This window comes from Pseudomonas sp. TNT2022 ID1044 (assembly GCF_028656895.1).
Classification (GTDB): Bacteria; Pseudomonadota; Gammaproteobacteria; order Pseudomonadales; family Pseudomonadaceae; genus Aquipseudomonas; species Aquipseudomonas reinekei.
Window position 1 is genome coordinate 28,114 of the sequence record NZ_JAMDHB010000017.1, and the last position, 21,170, is coordinate 49,283.

The following is a 21,170-nucleotide window of genomic DNA, read 5'->3' on the forward strand; positions in this document are numbered from 1 at the left end:
TTTTTTCTGTCATGTGTTTTGGAGTATTACGAAGACAGACCGCCGAAACCTGCAACACAGGTGGCGTCTCCCAAGACTCCGTTTGTATGCAGTCACTTGAGTCTCCGCAGGTGAGATTCGGCGGCCCTTCGAGGCGCAGCACCGCCAAGGTATTGCGTCGACTGGCTCCCACAAAGGTGACCGAGTATGGATGATCACGGACGTAGCTCTTCTTCCAACCAGCCAATCCTTTATGTACTCGATACCAACGTATTGATTCACGATCCAAACGCACTGCTCAACTTCGAAGAACACCACGTCGCCATCCCGATGACCGTGCTCGAAGAGCTGGACAAGCTCAAGAGCGGCCATCACAGCGTTGCCGCCGAATGCCGTCAGGCCATCCGGCTGATCGACAAGACCCTGGGCGATGCCTCACCCGAGGACGTTGAGCAGGGAGTACCGATCCAGCGGGGCAAGGGCGGGCCGAAAGGTTTGCTGTCAATTCTGATGAGCAAGCGTGCCGAGCCGAACATCATTCTGCCCGAGCACCTGAACGACAACATCATCATCAACCAGTTGATCGACCTGCACGCGCGCGATCCAAAATTGCCCGTCGTGCTGGTGACCAAAGACATCAACATGCGCCTCAAGGCCCGGGCGTGCGGGATCGCGGCCGAGGACTACAGCACCGACCAACTGGTTGACGACGTCTCGTTGCTGCCAAACGGTTACCACAACATGACCGGCTCCTTCTGGGACCGTGTGAGCAAGGTCGAAACCCGTCAGGACCACGGTCGGACCTGGCATCAGGTGCAACTGATCGATAACCTGCCGGCCGTGCACATCAACGAGTTCATTATCGATGAGCAAGGTTTTGTCGGCTGGATCAAGGAGATCGAGGAAGACAAGCTGCTGATTCTGGATCTGCATCAGGAGCCTTTGCTGCACCAGGAGGCCTGGGGCCTTAAGCCGCGGGACATCTATCAGAGCCTGGCGCTGTACGCCTTGCTTGATCCGGATATCCACCTGGTCAACCTGTCCGGTGCCGCCGGTTCCGGTAAAACCATCCTGGCCCTGGCCGCGGCGATTGAGCAGACCATGGTCAGCAAGCGCTATCGCCGGATCATCGCCACCCGCAGCGTGCAGGGCCTGGACCAGGAGATCGGTTTCCTGCCCGGCACCGAAGCGGAAAAAATGGAGCCTTGGCTGGGCGCCATCACCGACAACCTCGAAGCCCTGCACATGGATGACGAAAGCACCCATGGCAGCGTCGACTACATCCTCAGCAAAGTGCCGTTGCAGTTCAAATCCCTCAACTACATTCGAGGCCGCAGCTTCCAGCAAAGTCTGATCCTGATCGATGAATGCCAGAACCTCACGCCGCACCAGATGAAAACCATCATCACCCGTGCGGGCGCCGGTTCCAAAGTGGTGTGCCTGGGCAACCTGGCGCAGATCGACACCCCTTACCTGTCCGCGACCAGCTCCGGGCTGACCTACCTCACTGAACGCTTCAAGGACTTCCCGAACGGGGTGCACATCACCCTGCAAGGGGTGCCACGTTCGATCCTGGCCGAATACGCCGAATCGCATTTGTAATTGCTTCAGACAAAACCGGGCGGCCCAAAAGGCCGCCCGGTTTTTTTATGCCCAACACATAACCCTGAGGTGACCCGATAATCAAACGTGCGGAAAATTGACCCACAGGTTTACAATCGACGCTCCTGATCAGGAGTAACCCCGTGCTGACTCATCTCGATTCCCAAGGTCGCGCCAACATGGTCGACGTCACCGAAAAAGCCGTGACGTTCCGCGAAGCGACGGCCCAAGCGCTGGTGCGCATGCTCCCCGAAACCCTGCAGATGATCGTCAGTGGCGGTCACCCCAAGGGCGATGTGTTTGCCGTGGCGCGTATTGCCGGCATTCAGGCAGCGAAGAAAACCAGTGATTTGATTCCACTGTGCCACCCGTTGATGCTCACGGGTGTGAAGGTCGAACTCAGTGCCGAAGGCGACGACAGCGTGCGCATTGTGGCGCGCTGCAAACTGTCCGGGCAGACCGGCGTCGAGATGGAAGCCCTGACTGCCGCCAGCGTTGCGGCGCTGACCATCTACGACATGTGCAAGGCCGTCGACCGCGGCATGACCATTGAAAGCGTGCGCTTGCTGGAGAAAGTCGGCGGCAAGAGCGGGCATTTCCAGGCGGACCCGTCATGAACATCACTGTGAAATTTTTTGCCCGTTATCGCGAAGCATTGGGCGTGGATTCGGTGAAGGTCGAAGGCAACTTCGCCACGGTGGACGATGTGCGGGTGTTGTTGGCCCAGCGCGATGGCGCCGAGGTGTTGGGCGAGCAGAATCTGATGTGCGCGCGCAATGAAGACCTGTGCCAACTCGACGAACCGGTCAGCGACGGCGACGAAGTGGCGTTTTTTCCGACCGTGACCGGGGGCTGAACCATGGCCATTCGCGTGCAGTCCACGGCGTTCGACCCGGGTGCCGAAGTCAATGCCATGCACGACGCCAACGTCGGCGTCGGCGCGGTGGTGAGTTTTGTTGGCTACGTGCGCGACTTCAATGACGGACTCGATGTCGCCGGGATGTTTCTCGAGCACTATCCGGGCATGACCGAAAAAGCCCTCGGCAAGATCGCCCTCGAAGCTGAGCAACGCTGGCCGTTGCTCAAGCTGCAAGTGTTGCACCGCATTGGCGCCCTGGAGCCGGGTGAGCCGATCGTCTTCGTTGGCGCCGCCAGTGCCCATCGCCAGGCAGCATTCGATGCCTGCGCCTTTGTCATGGACTACCTGAAAACCCGCGCCCCGTTCTGGAAGAAAGAAAACACCAGCGACGGCCCGCGTTGGGTGGAAGGGCGTGACAGCGATCATGCAGCGGCGGATCGCTGGAAGCAGTAATTGCTGCGGCGTTCTTTAGTCAGCCATCGCCAGCAGGCTAGCTCCCACAGGTGTTGTGTACATCGCAACGCCTTGTGGGAGCCAGCCTGCTGGCGATGGCGTCATCTGCACCACTAAAAATCTTGGTGATTCCCCACCCGACCATCGGCCGGCACGGGAACGATTTGCCCGATTGACGATTAATACATAAAAGTCCAGTATGGAATTATAAGTACAAAAAAGGCTTTCCCCCGTTCCAGCTCTTTCTTCTGTCTTGCCAAACCAACAACAACCCGCGAGAGAACGAACATGAAGAAGTTTCCCCTCATCACCGGTCTGGCCCTGAGCCTGTTGGCGTGCAGCTCTGTTTTTGCCGCCGAGAAAACCCTGCGCATCGGTATCGAAGCGGCGTATCCACCATTTGCCTCGAAAACCGATAAAGGTGAAATCGTTGGTTTCGACTACGACATCGGCAACGCCCTGTGCGCGCAGATGCAGGTCAAGTGTGTGTGGGTCGAAGGTGAGTTCGACGGTCTGATTCCTTCCTTGAAGGTGAAGAAAATCGACATGGCGCTGTCGTCCATGACCATCAACGAAGACCGCAAGAAGTCGGTGGATTTCACCCACAAGTACTACTTCACTTCCTCGCGACTGGTGATGAAGGAAGGCGCGGTCGTGGATGACCAGTACGCCAGCCTCAAGGGCAAGACGATTGGCGTGCAGCGCGCCACCACCACTGACCGTTATGCCACCGAGGTGTTCGAGCCCAAGGGCATCAACGTCAAGCGTTACGGCAACAACGAAGAAATCTACATGGACTTGGCGGCCGGTCGGCTCGATGCGATTTTTGCCGACACCATTCCGCTCAATGACTTCCTGTCGATGCCGCGGGGCAAGGGCTATGCGTTTGTCGGGCCGGAGCTGAAGGACCCGAAATACGTGGGCGAGGGTGCCGGGATTGCGGTGCGCAAGGGGAATGCGGAATTGGTCAGCCAGTTGAACACGGCCATCGATAGCATTCGGGCGAATGGCGAGTATCAGAAGATTTCCGAGAAGTACTTTAAGTCGGATATCTACGGCGATTGATCGACCGCCATCGCTAGCAGGCTAGCTCCCACAGGTTTTGTTTACACCACAAATCCATGTGGGAGCCAGCCTGCTGGCGATGGGGCCAGATCAGGCCCTGCAAGTCTTCAGCCCTTCAACTCCTTCAAATGCTTGTACACCGTCGCCCGGCCCATGTTCAGCACGTTGGCCACGTAGTTCGAGGCGCTTTTTCCCTTGAACGCGCCTTCGGCGTGCAACGCCAGTACCAGTTCACGCTTGTGATCGCGGGTCAGCAGATTCAGGCTCAGTTGGCGCTCGCGCAGCCAGGCATGCAGGAAAGTGTTGATCCGTTCCTGCCAGTCATCGCGAAACAGTGAGTCCGGTTGCGGAATCAGTTTGCTCGGCGACAGGAACAGGTCCAGCGCGGCCTTGGCATTTTCGAACAGCGAAATGTTCAGGTTGATGCACAGCACGGCCAGCGGAAGACCTTCGCTGTCGCGTAACACCGTGCTCAGGCTGCGAATCTTCTGACCATCCCAATTCAACTTTTCGTACGGCCCGATGTTTCGTTCGCTGACGTCGTCGCTGAGCATGTCTTCCAGCGCCGAGTCGTCGCCGATTTCCCGTTTCGACAGGTTGTTGGCGATGTAGTCGACCTTCTGCGTGCGCAAGTCATGCAGCACGACCTCGGCGTGAGGAAAGAACAACGTGGCGATGGCATCGGCGATCGCCCGGAAGTTATCCAGGGGTGTGTCGATCAGGGGTGGATCTATTTCGGGGGCGTTCATGCGTTGGGGCTCCGGGCAGCATCAGCGCCCCGAAAAACGGGGCTCTGAAAGTGTGCCGCAATCGTGGCGGCGCGTCACCTGAGGACGAAGATCAGCCCAGGCGGGCAGGGGAGAGCATCTTGGCGCTCAAACCGAAGCGGGTGAGTTGCTCGGGCAGCGCTTCACCGCGTACCAGCGCCGCGCTGGCCTGACCCATGGCCGGCGAGGTCTGGATGCCGTAGCCACCCTGTGCCGCGACCCAGAACAGCCCTGGCACCTGTGGATCGAAACCGGACAGCAAGTCGCCGTCGCTGACGAAGCTGCGCAGGCCGGCCCAGGTGCGGGTCGGGCGGCGGATGGTCAGGGTCGTGGCCTCTTCGATCTGGTAAATGCCCATGGCGATGTCCAGCTCTTCGGGCTGCACGTCGTGGGGTTCCACCGGGTCGGCGTTGGCCGGCGAGCCGAGGAACATCCCGGCATCGGGTTTCATGTAGAAGGATTCGTCGAGGCTGACCAGCATTGGCCAATGATGAATGTCCACGCCTTCGGGACCGGCGAAGATGAACGCCGCGCGACGCTTGGGTTGCAGTCCCAGCGGCCGGGCTCCGGCCATTTCGCCGATCTTGTCGGCCCAGGCGCCAGCCGCGTTGATGATGATCGGCGCACTGAAGGTTCCGGTGCTGCTCTGTACCTGCCAGACACCTTCGCCGTCACGGCTGAGGCTCTGTACTTCGCAGTCGGTGTGCACTTCGCTTTTGTTGCGACGGATACCGCGCAGGTAGCCTTGATGCAGGGCGTCGGTGTCGATGTCGCTGGCGGTCGGGTCGTAAATTGCGCCGTGGACTTTTTCCCGGCGCAGGATTGGCAGGCGCGCACAGGCTTCTTCGGCGCTGAGCAATTGCATCTCCGGGACCGTCGCTTGGGCGCTCAGGTATTGATTGTTCAATTCGGCCGCATCACCGGTGAAGTCCACGGTCATTTCGCCGCGTGGCGTCAGCAGCGGGTGCTCGCAGAAGCCGCTGGGCGGGGCGTCGAAAAAGTCACGGCTGGCCTGGGTCAAGGCACGAACCTGCGGGGTGCCGTAGGCGGCGGTAAACAGTGCGGCGGAACGTCCGGTGGAGTGGTAGGCCGGATGGGATTCACGTTCGAGTACCACCACGCGTCCGTGCTGCGACAGCCAGAAACCGGTGGAAGCGCCGGCGATCCCGCCGCCGATGATGATGAAGTCTGCCTGGCTCATGAGAATCTCCTGTTATCGGTTATCCCTGTAGGAGCCGGCTCGCTGGCAAGCCAGCTCCTACAGGTTTCGTATTGTTAGGGCAGCAGGCGATAGATGGCATTGGCCAGCGCGATGTCTTCCAGGCCCAGGCCGATCGAGCGGAAGAACACATGGCGGTCGTACGCGGGGCGCTGGACTTTGTCGCTGAGCAGATCCGCCAGGTCACCCACGATCGTGCTCTTGTCCCAGCCATGCTGCTCGCCGGCGATCAGCATTTCACCGGCCGAACCCGGGGTGGTCAGGCGATAGTCGCAGAACACCTGCATGTCATTGAGGCTCTGCGGCGGCACTTCGTGGGCGCGAGGGGCGTTGGTGCTGATCGAGGTGATCAGCGCCGGTTTGTTCAGGCTTGACGGGTCGATGACCGGACCGGCCGAGGAGGTGCAGAGCATGATCACATCTGCATCCTGGATGGCGGCTTCGCGGCTGTCGACGATGTTCAGGCGTGGCTCGATGCTTTTCAGCAGGTTCACGGTTTGTGCATCGTCACTCAGGCTTGGGGAATACAGGCTGATACGTTCCCAATTGCGCAGGGATTTCACGTAATGCAGGTGCGCTTGAGCAACCTTGCCGCTGCCGATGATCGCCAGGTGCGTTGCGTTCATGGGCGCAAGTGCATCGACCGCCACAACGGTCGTCGCGGCGGTGCGCGCGGTGGTCAGTTCGCCGGCATCACACAGCAGCAATGGCTGGCCGGTCTGCATCGACATCAGCAGCGTCCACGCAGTCACCAGCGGCCCCTGTTCGCGCACGATGTACGGCGACGTCTTGACCCCGTAGACACCGTCCTGCGCCAGCACGCCCAAATAGTTGATGAAGTCGCCCGCGCCCTGCGGGAATTCCACCAACTGCTGCGCCGGTTGCACGGCATGTCCGGCAGCCAGGTCGCGAAACAGTTTGCGCAGGATCTGCGGCACATCAACCTGCGCCAGCAGTTCGCGGGCCTGGGCTTGGTTAATCACATGAGGCGTACTGGGCATGGTCGGCTCCGGATGCGGAAATAAACTAATTTGTCTATTATGGACTTTTAGTTATCGCCGGCAAGCTCCTGTTGAAAAAGCCGGACGAAAAAAAAGCGCAGTCCGTTTCCGGCTGCGCCTTTTTGCAAAGGGTCCGTTACGGACGTTTGCGTTCAACCGCCCGCAACAGATGCGTCGGTGGCGTTTCACAGCTGATTTTCTTGCCCAGCAGCGCCTCGATGGACGGCAGCTGGTAGGAGTCGTCTTCACCGGCAAAGCTGATGGACACACCATCGGCACCGGCGCGCCCGGTACGACCGATGCGGTGCACGTAATCGTCCGGGACTTCAGGCAGGGTGAAGTTGATCACATGGCTGATGCCGTCGATGTGAATACCGCGACCGGCCACGTCGGTGGCGACCAGTACACGGATCTTGCCTTCGCGGAAACCTTCCAGGGTCTTGATGCGCTTGTGTTGCGGCACGTCGCCGGACAGCTGCGCGGCGTTGATGCCGTCGCGCACCAGGCGTTCTTCGATGCGTCGCACTTCATCTTTGCGGTTGGCAAACACGATCACTCGCTCCCAACCGTTGTCGTTGACCAGGTTGTAGAGCAGTTTGTATTTGTCGGCACCGGCCACCGCGTAAATGTGCTGCTCGACGTTTTCGCTGGCCACGTTGGTGACTTCGATTTCGACGATCGCAGGATCGGTGGTCCATTGCTTGGCCAGGTTCATCACGTCTTCGGTGAAGGTCGCGGAGAACAGCAGCGTCTGGCGCTCGGCCTTCGGCGGCGTCTGACGAATGATCTGGCGCACTTGTGGGATGAAGCCCATGTCGAGCATACGGTCGGCTTCGTCGAGCACCATCACTTCGACCATGTCCAGGTGCACATCGCCGCGCTGGTTGAAGTCCAGCAGGCGGCCCGGGGTGGCGACGAGAATGTCGCAGTGGCGGGCTTCGAGGTGCTTGAGTTGCTTGTCGAAGTCCATGCCGCCCACGAACGTCATGACGTTGAGGCCGGTATATTTGGTCAGGTCGGCGGCGTCTTTGGCGATCTGTACCACCAGTTCGCGGGTCGGGGCGATGATCAAAGCCCGCGGCTCACCCATGTAACGCTCTTTCGGCGGCGGGGTTTGCAGCAGCTGAGTGATGATCGAGATCAGGAACGCGGCGGTTTTGCCGGTGCCGGTCTGGGCGCGGCCGATGGCGTCTTTGCCGGCGAGGGTGAAGCCCAGCACCTGCGCCTGGATCGGCGTGCAGTACGGGAAGCCCAGGTCCTGGATGGCGTGCATCAGTTCCGGGGCGAGTTTGAAATCGTGGAAGCGGGTTTTGCCTTCCTGGGGTTCGACGACAAAATCTTCGAGTTTCCAGGGGATGACCGGCGCCTTGGGCTTGGGTTCACGACGCGGTTTGGCAGGTTTCGGTGTTTCGCTATGCGGTTGCTCGGCGGCGGCTGGCGCAACAGGCTGGGCAGCCGCTGGGTTCCGAGGCTCGTGTCTCGGTGCCGCTACAGGGGCGGTCCGGCCAGGCTGATTACCGTCGGTGCGGTGGCTGGGGGTGTGAGACGGAGCGCTGGGGACTGGCGCGAGTTGCTCAGTCTCGCTTTTACCGAACATTTTCTTGAGTGCTTTGAGCACGGTCATCTCATCAATTGGTTAAGGAATGTACGCCGGCCAGTGTAATGCAAGAATCGGGCGCGGCGTAGTGGGATGGATCAAAGGGCTCTTTTAATCAAAAAAAGCAAAAAAGTGCTCAGCGCAAGCGCTCGACAAGCCAGGCACCGATGTCGCGAATCTCTTCGGGTAACACTTCGTGGCCCATTGGGTATTCCTGCCATGTCACGGTGACACCATGGTGCTTCAAATACTCGTAGGCGCTGCGGCCCATCGAGTTCTGCACCACGTCGTCGTACTGGCCATGCAGGCACAGCACCGGAATGCGCTGCTGACTGGCGGATAATTCCAGTTCATCGCTGAAAGTCGGGGCATAGGTGGAGAGGGCAAGTACGCCACCCAATGGCCCCTGCCATTTCAGGAAGGCGGTGTGAAACACCACGGCGCCGCCCTGGGAAAAACCGGCCAGAAAAATGCGCGAGGCGTCTATTCCGGTGGCTCGCTGGTCCTCGATCAACTTGATGATTCTTTGTGCCGACGCTTCCAGCTGTTCACGGTTGATCGCGCGGGCCGGGCTCATGGCCAATATGTCGTACCAGCTCGGCATCTCGTAGCCACCATTAATAGTGACTGCGCAGGTCGGTGCCTGAGGCAGAACGAAGCGCGTGCTCAGCAACGTTTCCTGCAGGGCTTCGGCCACTGGCAGGAAGTCATAGCGATCGGCGCCCAGGCCGTGCAGCCAGATCACGCAGGCGTCTGCGGACTTGACGGGTTCAAGGATCAAGGGCTCGGTCATGGCTGCTCCAATATTGTGCGTGCGCTCCTATTCAGTGCGAGGTCTGGGTGCGCGTCTGGTTGATCAGTTACGAAGATGTCGCAAGGGTACAAGTTTTGCTATTGACCTGTCGCTTAACCGCTTTAGCGACCGGAGTGGTACGGGCTTTGCTATGGGGAAGCGGTGCAACTTATCTCGCGCCCGGCGGTAACACTATCAGTGTACTGCTGACCGCGGGATAGCAAAAATCCGGTGATGGATGTTCGCCAGTGGCCGCTACGGGCTTCGCGAACGTGAAAGGGCTACAGCCCGTTCGGCCGATTGGTGAGAAGTGAGTAGTCCGTTATGTGGATTTTCTCCTACTAGACTCATGGCTACGGTCCTTACGTCGGTTGACCCTCAAAAAAGCCAACACGGGTCGACAACGCCTCAAAAGGGTGCGACTGGACTCACGCTCCGACACAACAAGAGCAAAACTGGAGGTTTGAATGAAGATGTTGAAATCCACCCTGGCCGTCGTAACTGCAGCCGCAGTACTCGGCGTCAGTGGGTTCGCTCAGGCGGGCGCGACCCTGGATGCAGTGCAGAAAAAAGGTTTCGTACAGTGCGGCGTCAGCGATGGCCTGCCTGGTTTCTCGGTTCCAGATGCCACCGGCAAGATCGTCGGTATCGATGCTGACTACTGCCGCGCTGTCGCCGCTGCAGTTTTTGGCGACGCGACCAAGGTCAAGTTCAGCCAGTTGAACGCCAAGGAGCGCTTCACCGCGCTGCAGTCCGGCGAAATCGACATTCTGTCGCGCAACACCACCATGACCAGCTCGCGTGACGCGGGCATGGGTCTGAAATTCCCGGGTTTCATCACCTACTACGACGGCATCGGCTTCCTGGTTAACAGCAAGCTGGGCGTGAAGAGTGCCAAGGAACTGGACGGTGCAACCATCTGCATCCAGGCCGGTACCACCACCGAGCTGAACGTTTCCGACTACTTCCGCGGCAACGGTCTGAAATACACCCCGATCACTTTCGACACCTCCGACGAAAGCGCCAAGTCGCTGGAATCCGGTCGTTGCGACGTGCTGACCTCCGACAAGTCCCAGCTGTTCGCCCAGCGCAGCAAGCTGGCCTCGCCGAAGGACTACATTGTTCTGCCGGAAACCATTTCCAAAGAACCTCTGGGCCCGGTCGTACGTAACGGCGACGACGAGTGGCTGGCGATCGTGCGCTGGACTGGCTACGCCATGCTCAACGCTGAAGAAGCCGGTATCACTTCGAAAAACGTCGAAGCTGAAGCCAAGGCCACCAAGAACCCGGACGTTGCACGTCTGCTGGGTACCGACGGTGAATACGGCAAAGACCTGAAAGTGAAGAAAGACTGGGTCGTACAGATCGTCAAGCAAGTCGGCAACTACGGCGAAGTGTTCGAGAAAAACCTCGGCAAGAACACTCCGCTGGAAATCGACCGCGGGCTGAATGCCTTGTGGAACGCTGGCGGCATTCAATACGCACCACCAGTGCGCTGATGGTTCTATCACCCGGTGGGCCAACCACCGGGTGATGTTCTGTTCCATTATTTCCGGGGCACTTCATGCAAAATTCAATCGGCGCACCAAAGCAGAGGCTCAGCCTCAGCGATCCACGAGTGCGTGCTTGGGTATTCCAGATCATCACGATTATCGGGGTGGTCTCGTTAGGCTGGTTTCTGTTCGACAACACGCAAACCAACCTTCAGCACCGGGGCATTACCTCCGGTTTCGACTTTCTGGAGCGCAGTGCCGGTTTCGGCATCGCTCAACATCTGATCGACTACACCGAAGCGGACAGCTATGCCCGCGTGTTCGTCATCGGTCTGCTCAATACGCTGCTGGTGACCTTCATCGGCGTGATCCTGGCGACGATCCTTGGCTTCATCGTCGGTGTGGCGCGGCTGTCGAAGAACTGGATCATCGCCAAAGTGGCGACGGTGTATGTGGAAGTCTTCCGTAACATTCCGCCGCTGCTGCAGATCCTGTTCTGGTACTTCGCGGTATTCCTGACCATGCCAGGGCCGCGCAACAGCCATAACTTCGGCGACAACTTCTTCGTCAGCAGCCGTGGCTTGAACATGCCGGCCGCGCTGATGGCCGACGGTTTCTGGGCGTTTGCCATCAGCGTCGTGGTGGCCATCATTGCCATCGTGCTGATGTGCCGCTGGGCCAACAAGCGCTTCGAAGCCACCGGCGTGCCGTTCCACAAGTTCTGGGTCGGCCTGGCGATGTTCCTGGTGATCCCGACGCTGTGCGCGCTGATTTTCGGTGCACCGGTGCACTGGGAAAAGCCGGAGCTCAAGGGCTTCAACTTTGTCGGTGGGTGGGTGCTGATCCCGGAACTGCTGGCCTTGACCCTGGCCCTGACCGTGTACACCGCGGCGTTCATCGCCGAAATCGTGCGCTCGGGCATCAAGTCGGTCAGCCACGGCCAGACCGAAGCGGCGCATTCCCTCGGCCTGCGTAACGGTCCGACCCTGCGCAAGGTGATCATCCCGCAAGCCCTGCGCGTGATCATTCCACCGCTGACCAGTCAATACCTGAACCTGGCGAAGAACTCCTCGCTGGCGGCCGGTATCGGTTATCCGGAAATGGTGTCGCTGTTTGCCGGCACGGTGCTGAACCAGACCGGTCAGGCGATCGAGGTGATTGCCATCACCATGAGCGTGTACCTGGCGATCAGTATCAGCATTTCCCTGCTGATGAACTGGTACAACAAGCGCATTGCGCTGATCGAGCGGTAAGGAAAAGCGCATGAGTACTCATACTTTCAAACCTGACATGCCTCCACCGAGCAGCAGCATCGGTATGGTGGCGTGGATGCGCGCGAACATGTTCTCCAGCTGGCTCAACACCCTGCTGACCCTGTTCGCGTTCTACCTGATCTACCTGGTGGTTCCGCCGATCCTGCAGTGGGCGATCATCGACGCCAACTGGGTCGGCACCAGCCAGGCCGACTGCACCAAGGAGGGCGCCTGCTGGGTGTTCATCCAGCAGCGTTTCGGCCAGTTCATGTACGGCTACTATCCGCCGGAAATGCGCTGGCGCGTGGACCTGACCGTGTGGCTGGCGGTCATCGGCGTGGCACCGTTGTTCATCTCGCGCTTCCCGCGTAAAGCGGTGTACGGCCTGAGCTTCCTGGTGCTGTATCCGATCATTGCCTGGTGCCTGCTGCACGGTGGCGTTTTCGGCCTGGCCCAAGTGGCGACCAGCCAGTGGGGCGGCCTGATGCTGACCCTGGTGATCGCTACCGTCGGTATCGCCGGTGCGTTACCGCTGGGGATTGTCCTGGCGCTGGGCCGTCGTTCGAACATGCCGGCGATTCGTGTGGTCTGTGTGACCTTCATCGAATTCTGGCGCGGCGTGCCGTTGATCACGGTGCTGTTCATGTCTTCGGTGATGTTGCCGTTGTTCCTGCCTGAAGGCATGAACTTCGACAAACTGCTGCGGGCACTGATCGGCGTGATTCTGTTCCAGTCGGCCTATGTGGCCGAGGTGGTTCGCGGCGGTCTGCAAGCGATCCCTAAAGGTCAGTACGAAGCGGCCGCGGCGATGGGCCTGGGTTATTGGCGCAGCATGGGCCTGGTGATTCTGCCGCAAGCCTTGAAGCTGGTGATCCCCGGTATCGTCAACACGTTCATTGCACTGTTCAAGGACACCAGTCTGGTGATCATCATCGGCTTGTTCGACCTGCTCAACAGCGTCAAACAAGCGGCTGCCGATCCGAAGTGGCTGGGCATGGCCACCGAAGGCTACGTGTTCGCGGCCCTGGTGTTCTGGATTTTCTGTTTTGGTATGTCGCGCTATTCCATGCATCTGGAACGCAAGCTCGACACTGGCCACAAGCGCTAAGGCGCTACCCAATTTAGGAAGTTTTGTGATGAGCGAAGCAATCAAACAGCCTGTAAGCCCTGAAGGCATTATTCAGATGCAGGGCGTGAACAAGTGGTACGGCCAGTTTCACGTACTCAAGGACATCAACCTCAACGTCAAGCAGGGCGAGCGTATCGTTCTGTGCGGGCCGTCGGGTTCCGGCAAGTCCACCACCATCCGCTGCCTCAATCGTCTGGAAGAGCACCAGCAGGGTCGTATCGTGGTCGACGGCGTGGAACTGACCAACGACCTCAAGCAGATCGAAGCGATCCGTCGCGAAGTCGGCATGGTGTTCCAGCACTTCAACCTGTTCCCGCACCTGACCATCCTGCAGAACTGCACCCTGGCGCCGATGTGGGTACGCAAGATGCCCAAGCGCAAGGCCGAGGAAATCGCCATGCACTACCTGGAACGCGTACGCATTCCGGAACAGGCGCACAAGTACCCGGGGCAGTTGTCCGGCGGTCAGCAACAGCGTGTGGCGATCGCTCGCGCGCTGTGCATGAAACCGAAAATCATGCTGTTCGACGAACCGACGTCCGCCCTCGATCCGGAAATGGTGAAAGAGGTACTGGACACCATGATCGGCCTGGCCGAAGACGGCATGACCATGCTCTGCGTGACCCACGAAATGGGCTTCGCCCGTACCGTGGCCAACCGCGTGATCTTCATGGACAAGGGCGAAATCGTCGAACAGGCTGCGCCGAACGACTTCTTCGACAACCCGCAAAATGATCGGACCAAGCTGTTCTTGAGCCAGATTTTGCATTGATCGACGCTTGGCAGTGAAATAAACCCGGACTGAGTTCCGGGTTTATTTTTACCTGGGTTTTTGTCATCACACCTGTGCTGTTTCCTGTTCCGGGAAGTGCGCGGCCAGCAACCGCCGCAAGTCAGTGCCATCGTTGATCGCGTGTATTTCGGCGAGCAGGTGAGGGTGACGATCCAGCAGGCGCATAAGATTGAACAAGGGTTGAGGCGGTGGAAGCTCGCCGCGTTCGTAGCGGGAAAAAGCGTTGTGACCTCCACCGGATAGCAATTTCACTGCTTCTTTTTGCGTGAGGTGCAATTTGCGGCGGATGCGTTTCATCTCGGCGCCCATCACCTGGAAGCACTCTTCGAGCAATTTATCGCCGGCGTCGGAATATCGTTCGGCGCTGTCAGTATCGTTATCGAAAATGATCTCGCCACAGGCTTTGCATTCCCAACCTGCAATGTCGTGCACCCAACGTGAAACGTTCTTGTAGTCGACAGTCAAACTGCGACGTTCGAAATGTTGCATCGCCTCTTGAGTACCACAGCTCATGCATTGCCGTGTATTCATAGATTCTTCTCCTTGAAAGAGATCACGGGAGGACCGCCGTTGGGGCAGTAGGTGATTTTTATGTACAACTCCAAATCGTGAAATCCAATGTGGTAAACGTCCTGCCAGTTTCGGTGGCTGGTGTAGCAAGTCATGGACTTGTAGAACATCCGGCGATCCAGCGAGCAGATGGCTTGCTGCATATGTTTGAGGTGTAACCCCATGCCCTTGCCCGAGCTCATCGCGCTTCCGGTAAAGGCTTTGGCACCCAGCCTGATGACCTCTTGCTTCACTACCGCCAGCTCGTAATGCGGTGTGTTCTTTTCCATAAGAAACCAAAACCCTGTCCCTGAAATTACCCTTAAAGGGTAATTTTGACTAATCGAAAATCCCGCTCCATTTCCTGCCTTATGACGGTAGGTGGTTGCCGTCCTACATGAAGCTGACTACCATGTCAGAAAATTCATCCTATGATTGGATGAAAGGGCGAATCCTATGTCAGAAATTTCTCCATTAGTTAAACGGTCCCTGGTCGATCAGGCCCTGGACCAGTTGCGCCAGCGCATTACCCAAGGTGTGTGGATGGTCGGCCAGCGCTTGCCCACCGAGCCTGAGCTCTCGGCCGAATTGGGCATTAGTCGCAACACCGTGCGTGAAGCCATGCGCGTGTTGGCGTTTTCCGGATTGATTGAAATCCGCCAGGGTGACGGCAGTTATTTGCGTGCGGTGGTCGATCCGCTGGATACCTTGAAGGCGTTGTCCAGTTGTTCGCGGGAGCAGGCGCGCGAGACCCGGCACATCCTTGAAGTCGAGGCCATCGGCTTGGCGGCCTTGCGCCGTACCGACGAGGATTTGGTGGCGCTACGCGAAGCACTGGGTGTCAGCGGCAGCCACTATCACGGCGACCTCGACACTTATATCGCCTGTGACCTGGTGTTCCACCGTCGCCTGGTGGACGCCGCGCACAACCCGAGGCTCAGCGAGTTGTATCGCTACTTCTCCAGCGTCGTCGGCGCGCAGTTGCGCCACTGCCTGAACATCACTCCCCGACGCCAGGAAGTGTTCGACCTGCACATCGCACTGCTCGATGCCGCCGAACAACGCGACCCGGAGCGGGCCAAAGCCCTGTCGAGGCAGTTGATCAATGAACCTTGAAACCGAGAACACCCTGTCCAGCCAGTACAGCAACATCGCTGAAACCAAGCGAACCGCGGAGCTCGATGCACTGCTGATCGATGCCGAGACCGATGACGAGCAGGTCCAGCAAACTCATCCGGTACTGCGTCGGCCATGGTTGTTGCTGTTGGGCTTGATTCTGGTGGCGCTGAACCTGCGACCGGCGTTGTCGAGCATGGCGCCGATGCTCAGCGACGTGTCGAAGTCCCTCGGTCTGTCGGCCTCCCAGGCCGGTTTGCTGACAACGCTGCCGGTACTTTGCCTCGGCCTGTTCGCGCCGTTGGCGCCGCTGCTGGCGCGTCGCTTCGGTGCCGAGCGGGTAGTACTGGGCATTTTGCTGACCCTTGCTGGCGGAATCATCCTGCGCAGCGCTTTTGGTGAAACCGGTTTGTTTGCCGGCAGCGTGTTGGCCGGTGCCAGCATCGGCGTGATCGGCGTCTTGCTGCCGGGCATCGTCAAGCGTGACTTCCCGAAACAGGCTGGCACCATGACCGGTGTCTACACCATGGCCCTGTGTCTGGGGGCGGCGATGGCGGCGGGGGCGACCGTGCCGTTGAGCGAGCATTTCGACAAGAGCTGGGCCATGGGTCTTGGCTTCTGGGTGATTCCAGCGCTGGTCGCTGCGCTGTTCTGGATGCCGCAAGTGGGGCAAAAGCACGGCGCGCACCATGCCGCCTACCGCGTTCGAGGTTTGCTGCGCGACCCGCTAGCCTGGCAGGTGACCTTGTACATGGGCCTGCAATCGTCGCTGGCCTACATCGTGTTCGGCTGGTTGCCGTCGATCCTCATCGGTCGCGGCCTGACGCCGACCCAGGCCGGTCTGGTGCTGTCCGGTTCAGTGATCGTGCAACTGGTCAGCTCCCTGGCAGCACCGTGGCTGGCCACGCGGGGCAGGGATCAACGCCTGGCCATCGTGATCGTCATGACGCTGACGCTTGGCGGTTTGTTCGGCTGCCTGTATGCACCGATCGAAGGCTTGTGGGGCTGGGCGATTGTGCTGGGGCTGGGCCAGGGCGCAACGTTCAGCCTGGCGTTGACCTTGATCGTATTACGCTCGCGGGACGCCCATGTGGCGGCGAACCTGTCGAGCATGGCCCAAGGTTTCGGTTACACGCTGGCATCCATGGGGCCGTTCGCGGTGGGTATCGTGCATGACTGGACCGGCGGCTGGACGGCCGTGGGCTGGATCTTCGGTGTGATTGGCCTCGGCGCGATCATCGCCGGCCTGGGTGCAGGGCGTTCGCTGTATGTGCAGGTGGTCAGCGAAAAAATCTGAAAGCGTTGAACCACAGCGTATAAGTGGCCCCGGTATTCTTGCGGCAAATGCTGATAGTGTTTGGCACTTTTGCGGACTATCGTGCAAGCAATCCTTCGAAGCCAATTGCAATAACAGGGAGCCTGTCCATGAGTGATGCCCACAGCGCACTGATCACCCAGTTCTACCAAGCCTTCCAGCGGCTGGATGCCGAGGCCATGAGCGCCTGCTACACCGATGATGTGGTGTTCAGTGATCCTGCGTTCGGCGAGCTCCGTGGCCGTGATGCTGGCGACATGTGGCGCATGCTCACCACCCGGGCCAAGGATTTTTCCCTGACCTTCGATAACGTCCGCGCTGACGAGCGTACCGGTGGCGCTCATTGGGTAGCGACCTATCTGTTCAGCCAGACCGGCAACACGGTGATCAACGACGTCCAGGCGCGTTTCGTTTTCCGTGACGGCAAGATTTGCGAGCACCACGACAGTTTTGATTTGTGGAAGTGGTCGCGCCAGGCCCTGGGTTTCAAAGGCTTGCTGCTGGGCTGGACACCCGTGGTGCGCAACGCCGTCCGCGCACAAGCGCTGAAGGGGCTGAAGGCATTCCAGGCCAGTCGCTGATAAGATCGCAGCTTGTTTCCTTTCAAGCCCTGATCGTGACGTGAACAGCCCAAGCGAATCCCCCATCAGCAAACCCTGGTTCGTTTACCTCGTGCGCGCGGCCAATGGTTCGCTCTATTGCGGGATCAGCGACGATCCGGTGCGCCGTTTCGCCAAGCATCAAAGCGGCAAGGGCGCACGGTTTTTTCTGTCCAGCCCGGCCATGGCGCTGGTCTACACCGAAGCCTGCCGTGACAAAAGCGAAGCGTTGCGTCAGGAACGGCTGATCAAAAAACTTCGCAAAAGCGCCAAGGAATGCCTGGTGGCGAGTGCCGCTGCGGCCTTATCAATCTGACTGATGGGTTCCCATCAGGCAGATCTGTAGGCTGCTAAGCGTTTGCACGCTAAGCTGCGGGCTCCTGATCTTTGCGGCGGAGCCGAGCATGTCCGAGTTGATTCTGCATCATTACCCCACGTCGCCCTTTGCGGAAAAGGCGCGGTTGCTGCTGGGTTTCAAAGGGTTGTCCTGGCGTTCGGTAAAGATCTCGCCGGTGATGCCAAAACCCGATCTCACCGCCCTGACCGGTGGCTACCGCAAGACGCCGGTGTTGCAGATCGGCGCGGACATCTATTGCGATACGGCACTGATTGCCCGTCGGCTGGAACAGGAAAAAGCCCTGCCGGCGTTCTTCCCGGAAGGCCAGGAAATGATCGCCGCTTCGTTCGCCACGTGGGCCGACTCGGTGGTGTTCCAGCACGCGGTCAGCCTGGTGTTTCAACCGGAATCGGTCGCCGTTCGCTTCGGCAATTTGCCGCCGGAAGCGATCAAGGCGTTTCTCGCTGACCGCGCCGGATTGTTCAGCGGTGGCAGTGCGACCAAACTGTCCGCCGAGCAGGCCAAGCATCAATGGCCGACAATCATGTCGCGCCTGGAGCAACAGTTGCAGCGTGAGCAGGGCGATTATCTGTTCGGCGAGCCCTCGATTGCCGACTTCGCACTCGCACACCCGATGTGGTTCCTCAAGGCAACGCCCGTGACCTCGCCGCTTGTGGATAACTATCCGGCGGTCTCGGCATGGTTGTCGCGTGTACTGGGTTTCGGCCACGGTGCGCCGAGCGAGATGACTTCTGAAGAAGCGCTGGAGGTTGCACGCAACGCTACGCCGGCGGCATTGCCGGATGAAGTGTTTGAAGATCCGAATGGGTTCAAGGCTGGCCAGAAGGTGATCATTGCCGCGACCGACTATGGCGTCGATCCGGTGGCGGGTGAGTTGTTGTTTGCGGGGAGCGAGGAATTGATCGTGCGCCGCGAAGACGAACGTGGCGGTGTGGTGCATGTGCACTTCCCGCGCTTTGGTTTCCGCATCGAAGCCTGCTGACTCAGGCATTCACCTATGGCGAGGGAGCAAGCTCCCTCGCCATAGCATCGTGTGTATCTGATGGATTACTTCAATGCAGCCAGAATCGCATCCGGGTCATACCCGCGAATCAGTGTTCCGTTCACATCGATGATCGGAATCCCGCCACCACCCAGCGCCTCGTAATCCTTGCGCGCCACGGCATCTTTTTCGATATCGAATTCCTTGTACGGAATGCCTTTCTGATCGAGAAAGCGCCGGGTCAGTTTGCAGTAGCCACACCATTCGGTGGCGTAGAGCACGACGTTGGCCTTGGCCTGGGTCTGCTCGGACACCACTTGCGAGGGGTTGAACACCCGCTCGATCTTGCCCCAGTTCTGATAGACCACCACCACCAGCAGGATCAGCAGGCATTTCTTCAGGACGTTACCGAGCATCAGTTACGTCGCTTGAGCTGGTCAGTCAGCGAGGTCGGCAAGCCTTTGATGATCAGCGTACCGGCTTCTTCGTCATACTCGATCTTCGAGCCCAGCAGGTGTGCCTCGAAACTGATCGACAGGCCTTCGGCACGACCAGTGAAACGACGGAACTGGTTGAGGGTGCGTTTATCGGCCGGAATCTCCGGCGACAGCCCGTAGTCCTTGTTGCGGATGTGGTCATAGAAAGCCTTGGGGCGATCTTCATCGATCAGCCCAGAGAGCTCTTCAAGGCCCATCGGCTCACCCATTTTGGCCTGGCTGCTGGCGTAGTCGACCAGGGTCTTGGTCTTCTCGCGAGCGTCGTCTTCCGGCAAGTCTTCGCTTTCGACGAAGTCGCTGAACGCCTTGAGCAAGGTACGGGTCTCGCCCGGGCCGTCGACGCCTTCCTGGCAACCGATGAAGTCGCGGAAGTATTCCGAGACTTTCTTGCCATTCTTGCCTTTGATAAACGAAATGTACTGCTTGGATTGTTTGTTGTTCTGCCACTCGGACACGTTGATCCGCGCCGCCAGATGCAACTGGCCCAGGTCGAGGTGGCGTGACGGGGTTACATCCAGTTCGTCGGTCACGGCCACGCCTTCGCTGTGGTGCAGCAGGGCGATCGCGAGATAGTCGGTCATGCCTTGTTGATAGTGCGCGAACAGCACGTGCCCACCGACCGAGAGGTTGGATTCTTCCATCAGCTTTTGCAGGTGTTCCACTGCTACGCGGCTGAAGGCGGTGAAGTCCTGAGCGCCGTCGAGATACTCCTTCAACCAGCCGCTGAATGGAAAGGCACCGGACTCCGGATGAAACAGACCCCAGGCCTTGCCTTGCTTGGCGTTGTAGCTTTCATTGAGGTCGGCAAGCATGTTCTCGATGGCTGCGGACTCGGCCAGTTCAGAGTCGCGAGCGTGGAGAACTGCAGGCGTACCGTCGGGTTTTTTGTCGATCAGGTGGACGATGCAATGACGGATCGGCATGGGCTTCTCGGCTGATTGAAGAGAGGAGGGCAGGCTCCCCCGAAAAAGCGCTCAGTGTACCGCAACCGCTGGTTTTGGCGCGGTGCGAAGAGCGATTCCGGGGTGGCCGGTGACGCTTATGCGGTTTTTTCCCGGTTTAAAGCAATAAAGCTGACCAAATGGGTAGCTAGAGGCGGATATTTCCCCGTCTCTGTGCTAGTTTTGCCCGGTCTTGCGCGAAGTCACTGCGTTAAGCCTGCAGTCAGCTTTTGTCAGGTCGAACCAAACCCTGATTTCGGTATCTATAACCCCGATCCCGAGGTTATTCGCCGAGGGTGCCAGATCCAGAAGATCGGGCTCGATGGCTGACATTGCACTCTGCAATCCATATGAATTTGATAGGGAAGGAACACTACATGGCTCTTACTAAAGACCAACTGATCGCCGACATCGCTGAAGCTATCGACGCGCCAAAAACCACCGCGCGTAACGCTCTGGACCAACTGGGCCAAATCGTTGCTGATCAGCTGGAAAACGGCGGCGAAATTACTTTGCCAGGTATCGGCAAGCTGAAAGTGACTGAGCGTCCTGCCCGTACCGGCCGCAACCCTTCGACTGGCGCTGCCATCGAAATCGCTGCCAAGAAAGTGATCAAGCTGGTTGTGGCCAAAGGCCTGACCGACGCTGTTAACAAGTAAGACTTGTTAAAAAAAGCCGTGCGCTGGAGCAATCCGGGCACGGTTTTTTTGTGCCTGCGATTTGCCACGAACACGCTATAACCATTGTGCGAGCCTGCTCGCGATTGCGCTGGATCAGTGTCATTGAATTCGACTGAGACACCGTATTCGC

Annotated in this window: 24 protein-coding genes; 15 read left to right on the plus strand and 9 right to left on the minus strand. The window is 58.9% G+C overall.

Features of this window, described 5'->3' with window-relative positions; translation table 11 throughout:
* Positions 1-186: 186 nt before the first annotated feature.
* The 5 genes from M5G20_RS19505 (at position 187) to M5G20_RS19525 (ending at position 3,958) form a co-directional block, all read left to right on the plus strand.
* Positions 187-1,581: a PhoH family protein gene (locus M5G20_RS19505; protein WP_075945585.1), complete on the plus strand. Its 1,395-nt coding sequence runs from the start codon at positions 187-189 to the stop codon at positions 1,579-1,581.
* Positions 1,582-1,724: 143 nt separating this feature from the next.
* Positions 1,725-2,198 carry a cyclic pyranopterin monophosphate synthase MoaC gene (moaC, locus tag M5G20_RS19510; protein WP_008060536.1) on the plus strand — a complete coding sequence of 158 codons (474 nt, stop codon included), beginning with the start codon at positions 1,725-1,727 and terminating at the stop codon, positions 2,196-2,198.
* Positions 2,195-2,437, plus strand: a complete 243-nt coding sequence (locus M5G20_RS19515) for a MoaD/ThiS family protein (protein ID WP_273920391.1) — start codon at positions 2,195-2,197, stop codon at positions 2,435-2,437. Before moaC ends, M5G20_RS19515 begins: the two co-directional genes overlap by 4 nt.
* Before the next feature lie 3 nt (positions 2,438-2,440).
* Complete coding sequence (moaE, locus tag M5G20_RS19520; RefSeq protein ID WP_056853657.1) at positions 2,441-2,893, plus strand: molybdopterin synthase catalytic subunit MoaE; 453 nt, start codon at positions 2,441-2,443, stop codon at positions 2,891-2,893.
* Between the two features lie 288 nt (positions 2,894-3,181).
* Positions 3,182-3,958, plus strand: coding sequence for an ABC transporter substrate-binding protein (locus M5G20_RS19525; RefSeq protein ID WP_212626627.1), 777 nt, complete (start codon positions 3,182-3,184; stop codon positions 3,956-3,958).
* A gap of 107 nt (positions 3,959-4,065) precedes the next feature.
* On the opposite strand, the gene M5G20_RS19530 is transcribed toward M5G20_RS19525, so the two are convergent.
* From M5G20_RS19530 to M5G20_RS19550, 5 genes are all read right to left on the minus strand, one after another.
* Complete coding sequence (locus M5G20_RS19530) at positions 4,066-4,707, minus strand: helix-turn-helix transcriptional regulator (protein WP_273920392.1); 642 nt, start codon at positions 4,705-4,707, stop codon at positions 4,066-4,068.
* A gap of 91 nt (positions 4,708-4,798) precedes the next feature.
* Entirely contained in the window at positions 4,799-5,926 is a 1,128-nt protein-coding gene (locus tag M5G20_RS19535) for an NAD(P)/FAD-dependent oxidoreductase (protein WP_273920393.1), read from the minus strand.
* 74 nt (positions 5,927-6,000) lie between these two features.
* On the minus strand, positions 6,001-6,945 hold the full coding sequence (locus tag M5G20_RS19540) for an ornithine cyclodeaminase family protein (RefSeq protein ID WP_273920394.1): 945 nt from the start codon (positions 6,943-6,945) through the stop codon (positions 6,001-6,003).
* Positions 6,946-7,081: 136 nt separating this feature from the next.
* Positions 7,082-8,569, minus strand: coding sequence for an ATP-dependent RNA helicase RhlB (rhlB, locus tag M5G20_RS19545; protein WP_273920395.1), 1,488 nt, complete (start codon positions 8,567-8,569; stop codon positions 7,082-7,084).
* Between the two features lie 109 nt (positions 8,570-8,678).
* Positions 8,679-9,335, minus strand: a complete 657-nt coding sequence (locus tag M5G20_RS19550; RefSeq protein ID WP_273920396.1) for an alpha/beta hydrolase — start codon at positions 9,333-9,335, stop codon at positions 8,679-8,681.
* 467 nt (positions 9,336-9,802) lie between these two features.
* Here M5G20_RS19550 and M5G20_RS19555 point away from each other — a divergent pair, with 467 nt between their 5' ends.
* The 4 genes from M5G20_RS19555 to M5G20_RS19570 all read left to right on the plus strand — a co-directional run bounded on the left by M5G20_RS19555 (position 9,803) and on the right by M5G20_RS19570 (position 13,982).
* On the plus strand, positions 9,803-10,834 hold the full coding sequence (locus M5G20_RS19555; RefSeq protein ID WP_273920398.1) for an amino acid ABC transporter substrate-binding protein: 1,032 nt from the start codon (positions 9,803-9,805) through the stop codon (positions 10,832-10,834).
* Positions 10,835-10,899: 65 nt separating this feature from the next.
* Positions 10,900-12,081 (plus strand): amino acid ABC transporter permease, encoded by a 1,182-nt coding sequence (locus M5G20_RS19560; protein ID WP_273920399.1) that lies wholly within the window; start codon positions 10,900-10,902, stop codon positions 12,079-12,081.
* Between the two features lie 10 nt (positions 12,082-12,091).
* Positions 12,092-13,189, plus strand: coding sequence for an amino acid ABC transporter permease (locus tag M5G20_RS19565; RefSeq protein ID WP_273920400.1), 1,098 nt, complete (start codon positions 12,092-12,094; stop codon positions 13,187-13,189).
* 28 nt (positions 13,190-13,217) lie between these two features.
* The gene (locus M5G20_RS19570; RefSeq protein ID WP_003178331.1) at positions 13,218-13,982 is read left to right on the plus strand and encodes an amino acid ABC transporter ATP-binding protein; all 765 of its coding nucleotides are present in this window, start codon (positions 13,218-13,220) and stop codon (positions 13,980-13,982) included.
* Positions 13,983-14,048: 66 nt separating this feature from the next.
* On the opposite strand, the gene M5G20_RS19575 is transcribed toward M5G20_RS19570, so the two are convergent.
* Together M5G20_RS19575 and M5G20_RS19580 are read right to left on the minus strand one after the other, a co-directional pair.
* A complete protein-coding gene (locus M5G20_RS19575) occupies positions 14,049-14,534 on the minus strand; it encodes a type II toxin-antitoxin system MqsA family antitoxin (protein WP_212626633.1) in 486 nt (161 codons plus the stop codon).
* A complete protein-coding gene (locus tag M5G20_RS19580; RefSeq protein WP_273920404.1) occupies positions 14,531-14,842 on the minus strand; it encodes a type II toxin-antitoxin system MqsR family toxin in 312 nt (103 codons plus the stop codon). The genes M5G20_RS19575 and M5G20_RS19580 overlap by 4 nt, the downstream gene beginning before the upstream one ends.
* A 166-nt stretch (positions 14,843-15,008) precedes the next feature.
* On the opposite strand from M5G20_RS19580, the gene M5G20_RS19585 reads away from it, so the two are divergent.
* From M5G20_RS19585 to M5G20_RS19605, 5 genes are all read left to right on the plus strand, one after another.
* Positions 15,009-15,668: a FadR/GntR family transcriptional regulator gene (locus tag M5G20_RS19585; RefSeq protein WP_273920405.1), complete on the plus strand. Its 660-nt coding sequence runs from the start codon at positions 15,009-15,011 to the stop codon at positions 15,666-15,668.
* Complete coding sequence (locus tag M5G20_RS19590; protein WP_273920406.1) at positions 15,658-16,965, plus strand: CynX/NimT family MFS transporter; 1,308 nt, start codon at positions 15,658-15,660, stop codon at positions 16,963-16,965. The genes M5G20_RS19585 and M5G20_RS19590 overlap by 11 nt, the downstream gene beginning before the upstream one ends.
* 128 nt (positions 16,966-17,093) lie before the next feature.
* Entirely contained in the window at positions 17,094-17,564 is a 471-nt protein-coding gene (locus M5G20_RS19595) for a nuclear transport factor 2 family protein (protein WP_273920408.1), read from the plus strand.
* 40 nt (positions 17,565-17,604) lie between these two features.
* Positions 17,605-17,898, plus strand: coding sequence for a GIY-YIG nuclease family protein (locus M5G20_RS19600; RefSeq protein WP_273920410.1), 294 nt, complete (start codon positions 17,605-17,607; stop codon positions 17,896-17,898).
* 88 nt (positions 17,899-17,986) lie between these two features.
* On the plus strand, positions 17,987-18,922 hold the full coding sequence (locus tag M5G20_RS19605) for a glutathione S-transferase family protein (RefSeq protein WP_273920411.1): 936 nt from the start codon (positions 17,987-17,989) through the stop codon (positions 18,920-18,922).
* A 65-nt stretch (positions 18,923-18,987) separates the two neighbouring features.
* On the opposite strand, the gene M5G20_RS19610 is transcribed toward M5G20_RS19605, so the two are convergent.
* Positions 18,988-19,338 (minus strand): glutaredoxin family protein, encoded by a 351-nt coding sequence (locus M5G20_RS19610; protein WP_212626638.1) that lies wholly within the window; start codon positions 19,336-19,338, stop codon positions 18,988-18,990.
* Positions 19,338-20,342 (minus strand): nucleoid-associated protein YejK, encoded by a 1,005-nt coding sequence (gene yejK / locus M5G20_RS19615; protein WP_075945565.1) that lies wholly within the window; start codon positions 20,340-20,342, stop codon positions 19,338-19,340. The genes M5G20_RS19610 and yejK overlap by 1 nt, the downstream gene beginning before the upstream one ends.
* Before the next feature lie 395 nt (positions 20,343-20,737).
* Here yejK and M5G20_RS19620 point away from each other — a divergent pair, with 395 nt between their 5' ends.
* A complete protein-coding gene (locus tag M5G20_RS19620) occupies positions 20,738-21,019 on the plus strand; it encodes an HU family DNA-binding protein (RefSeq protein ID WP_007905514.1) in 282 nt (93 codons plus the stop codon).
* Positions 21,020-21,170 lie beyond the last annotated feature (151 nt).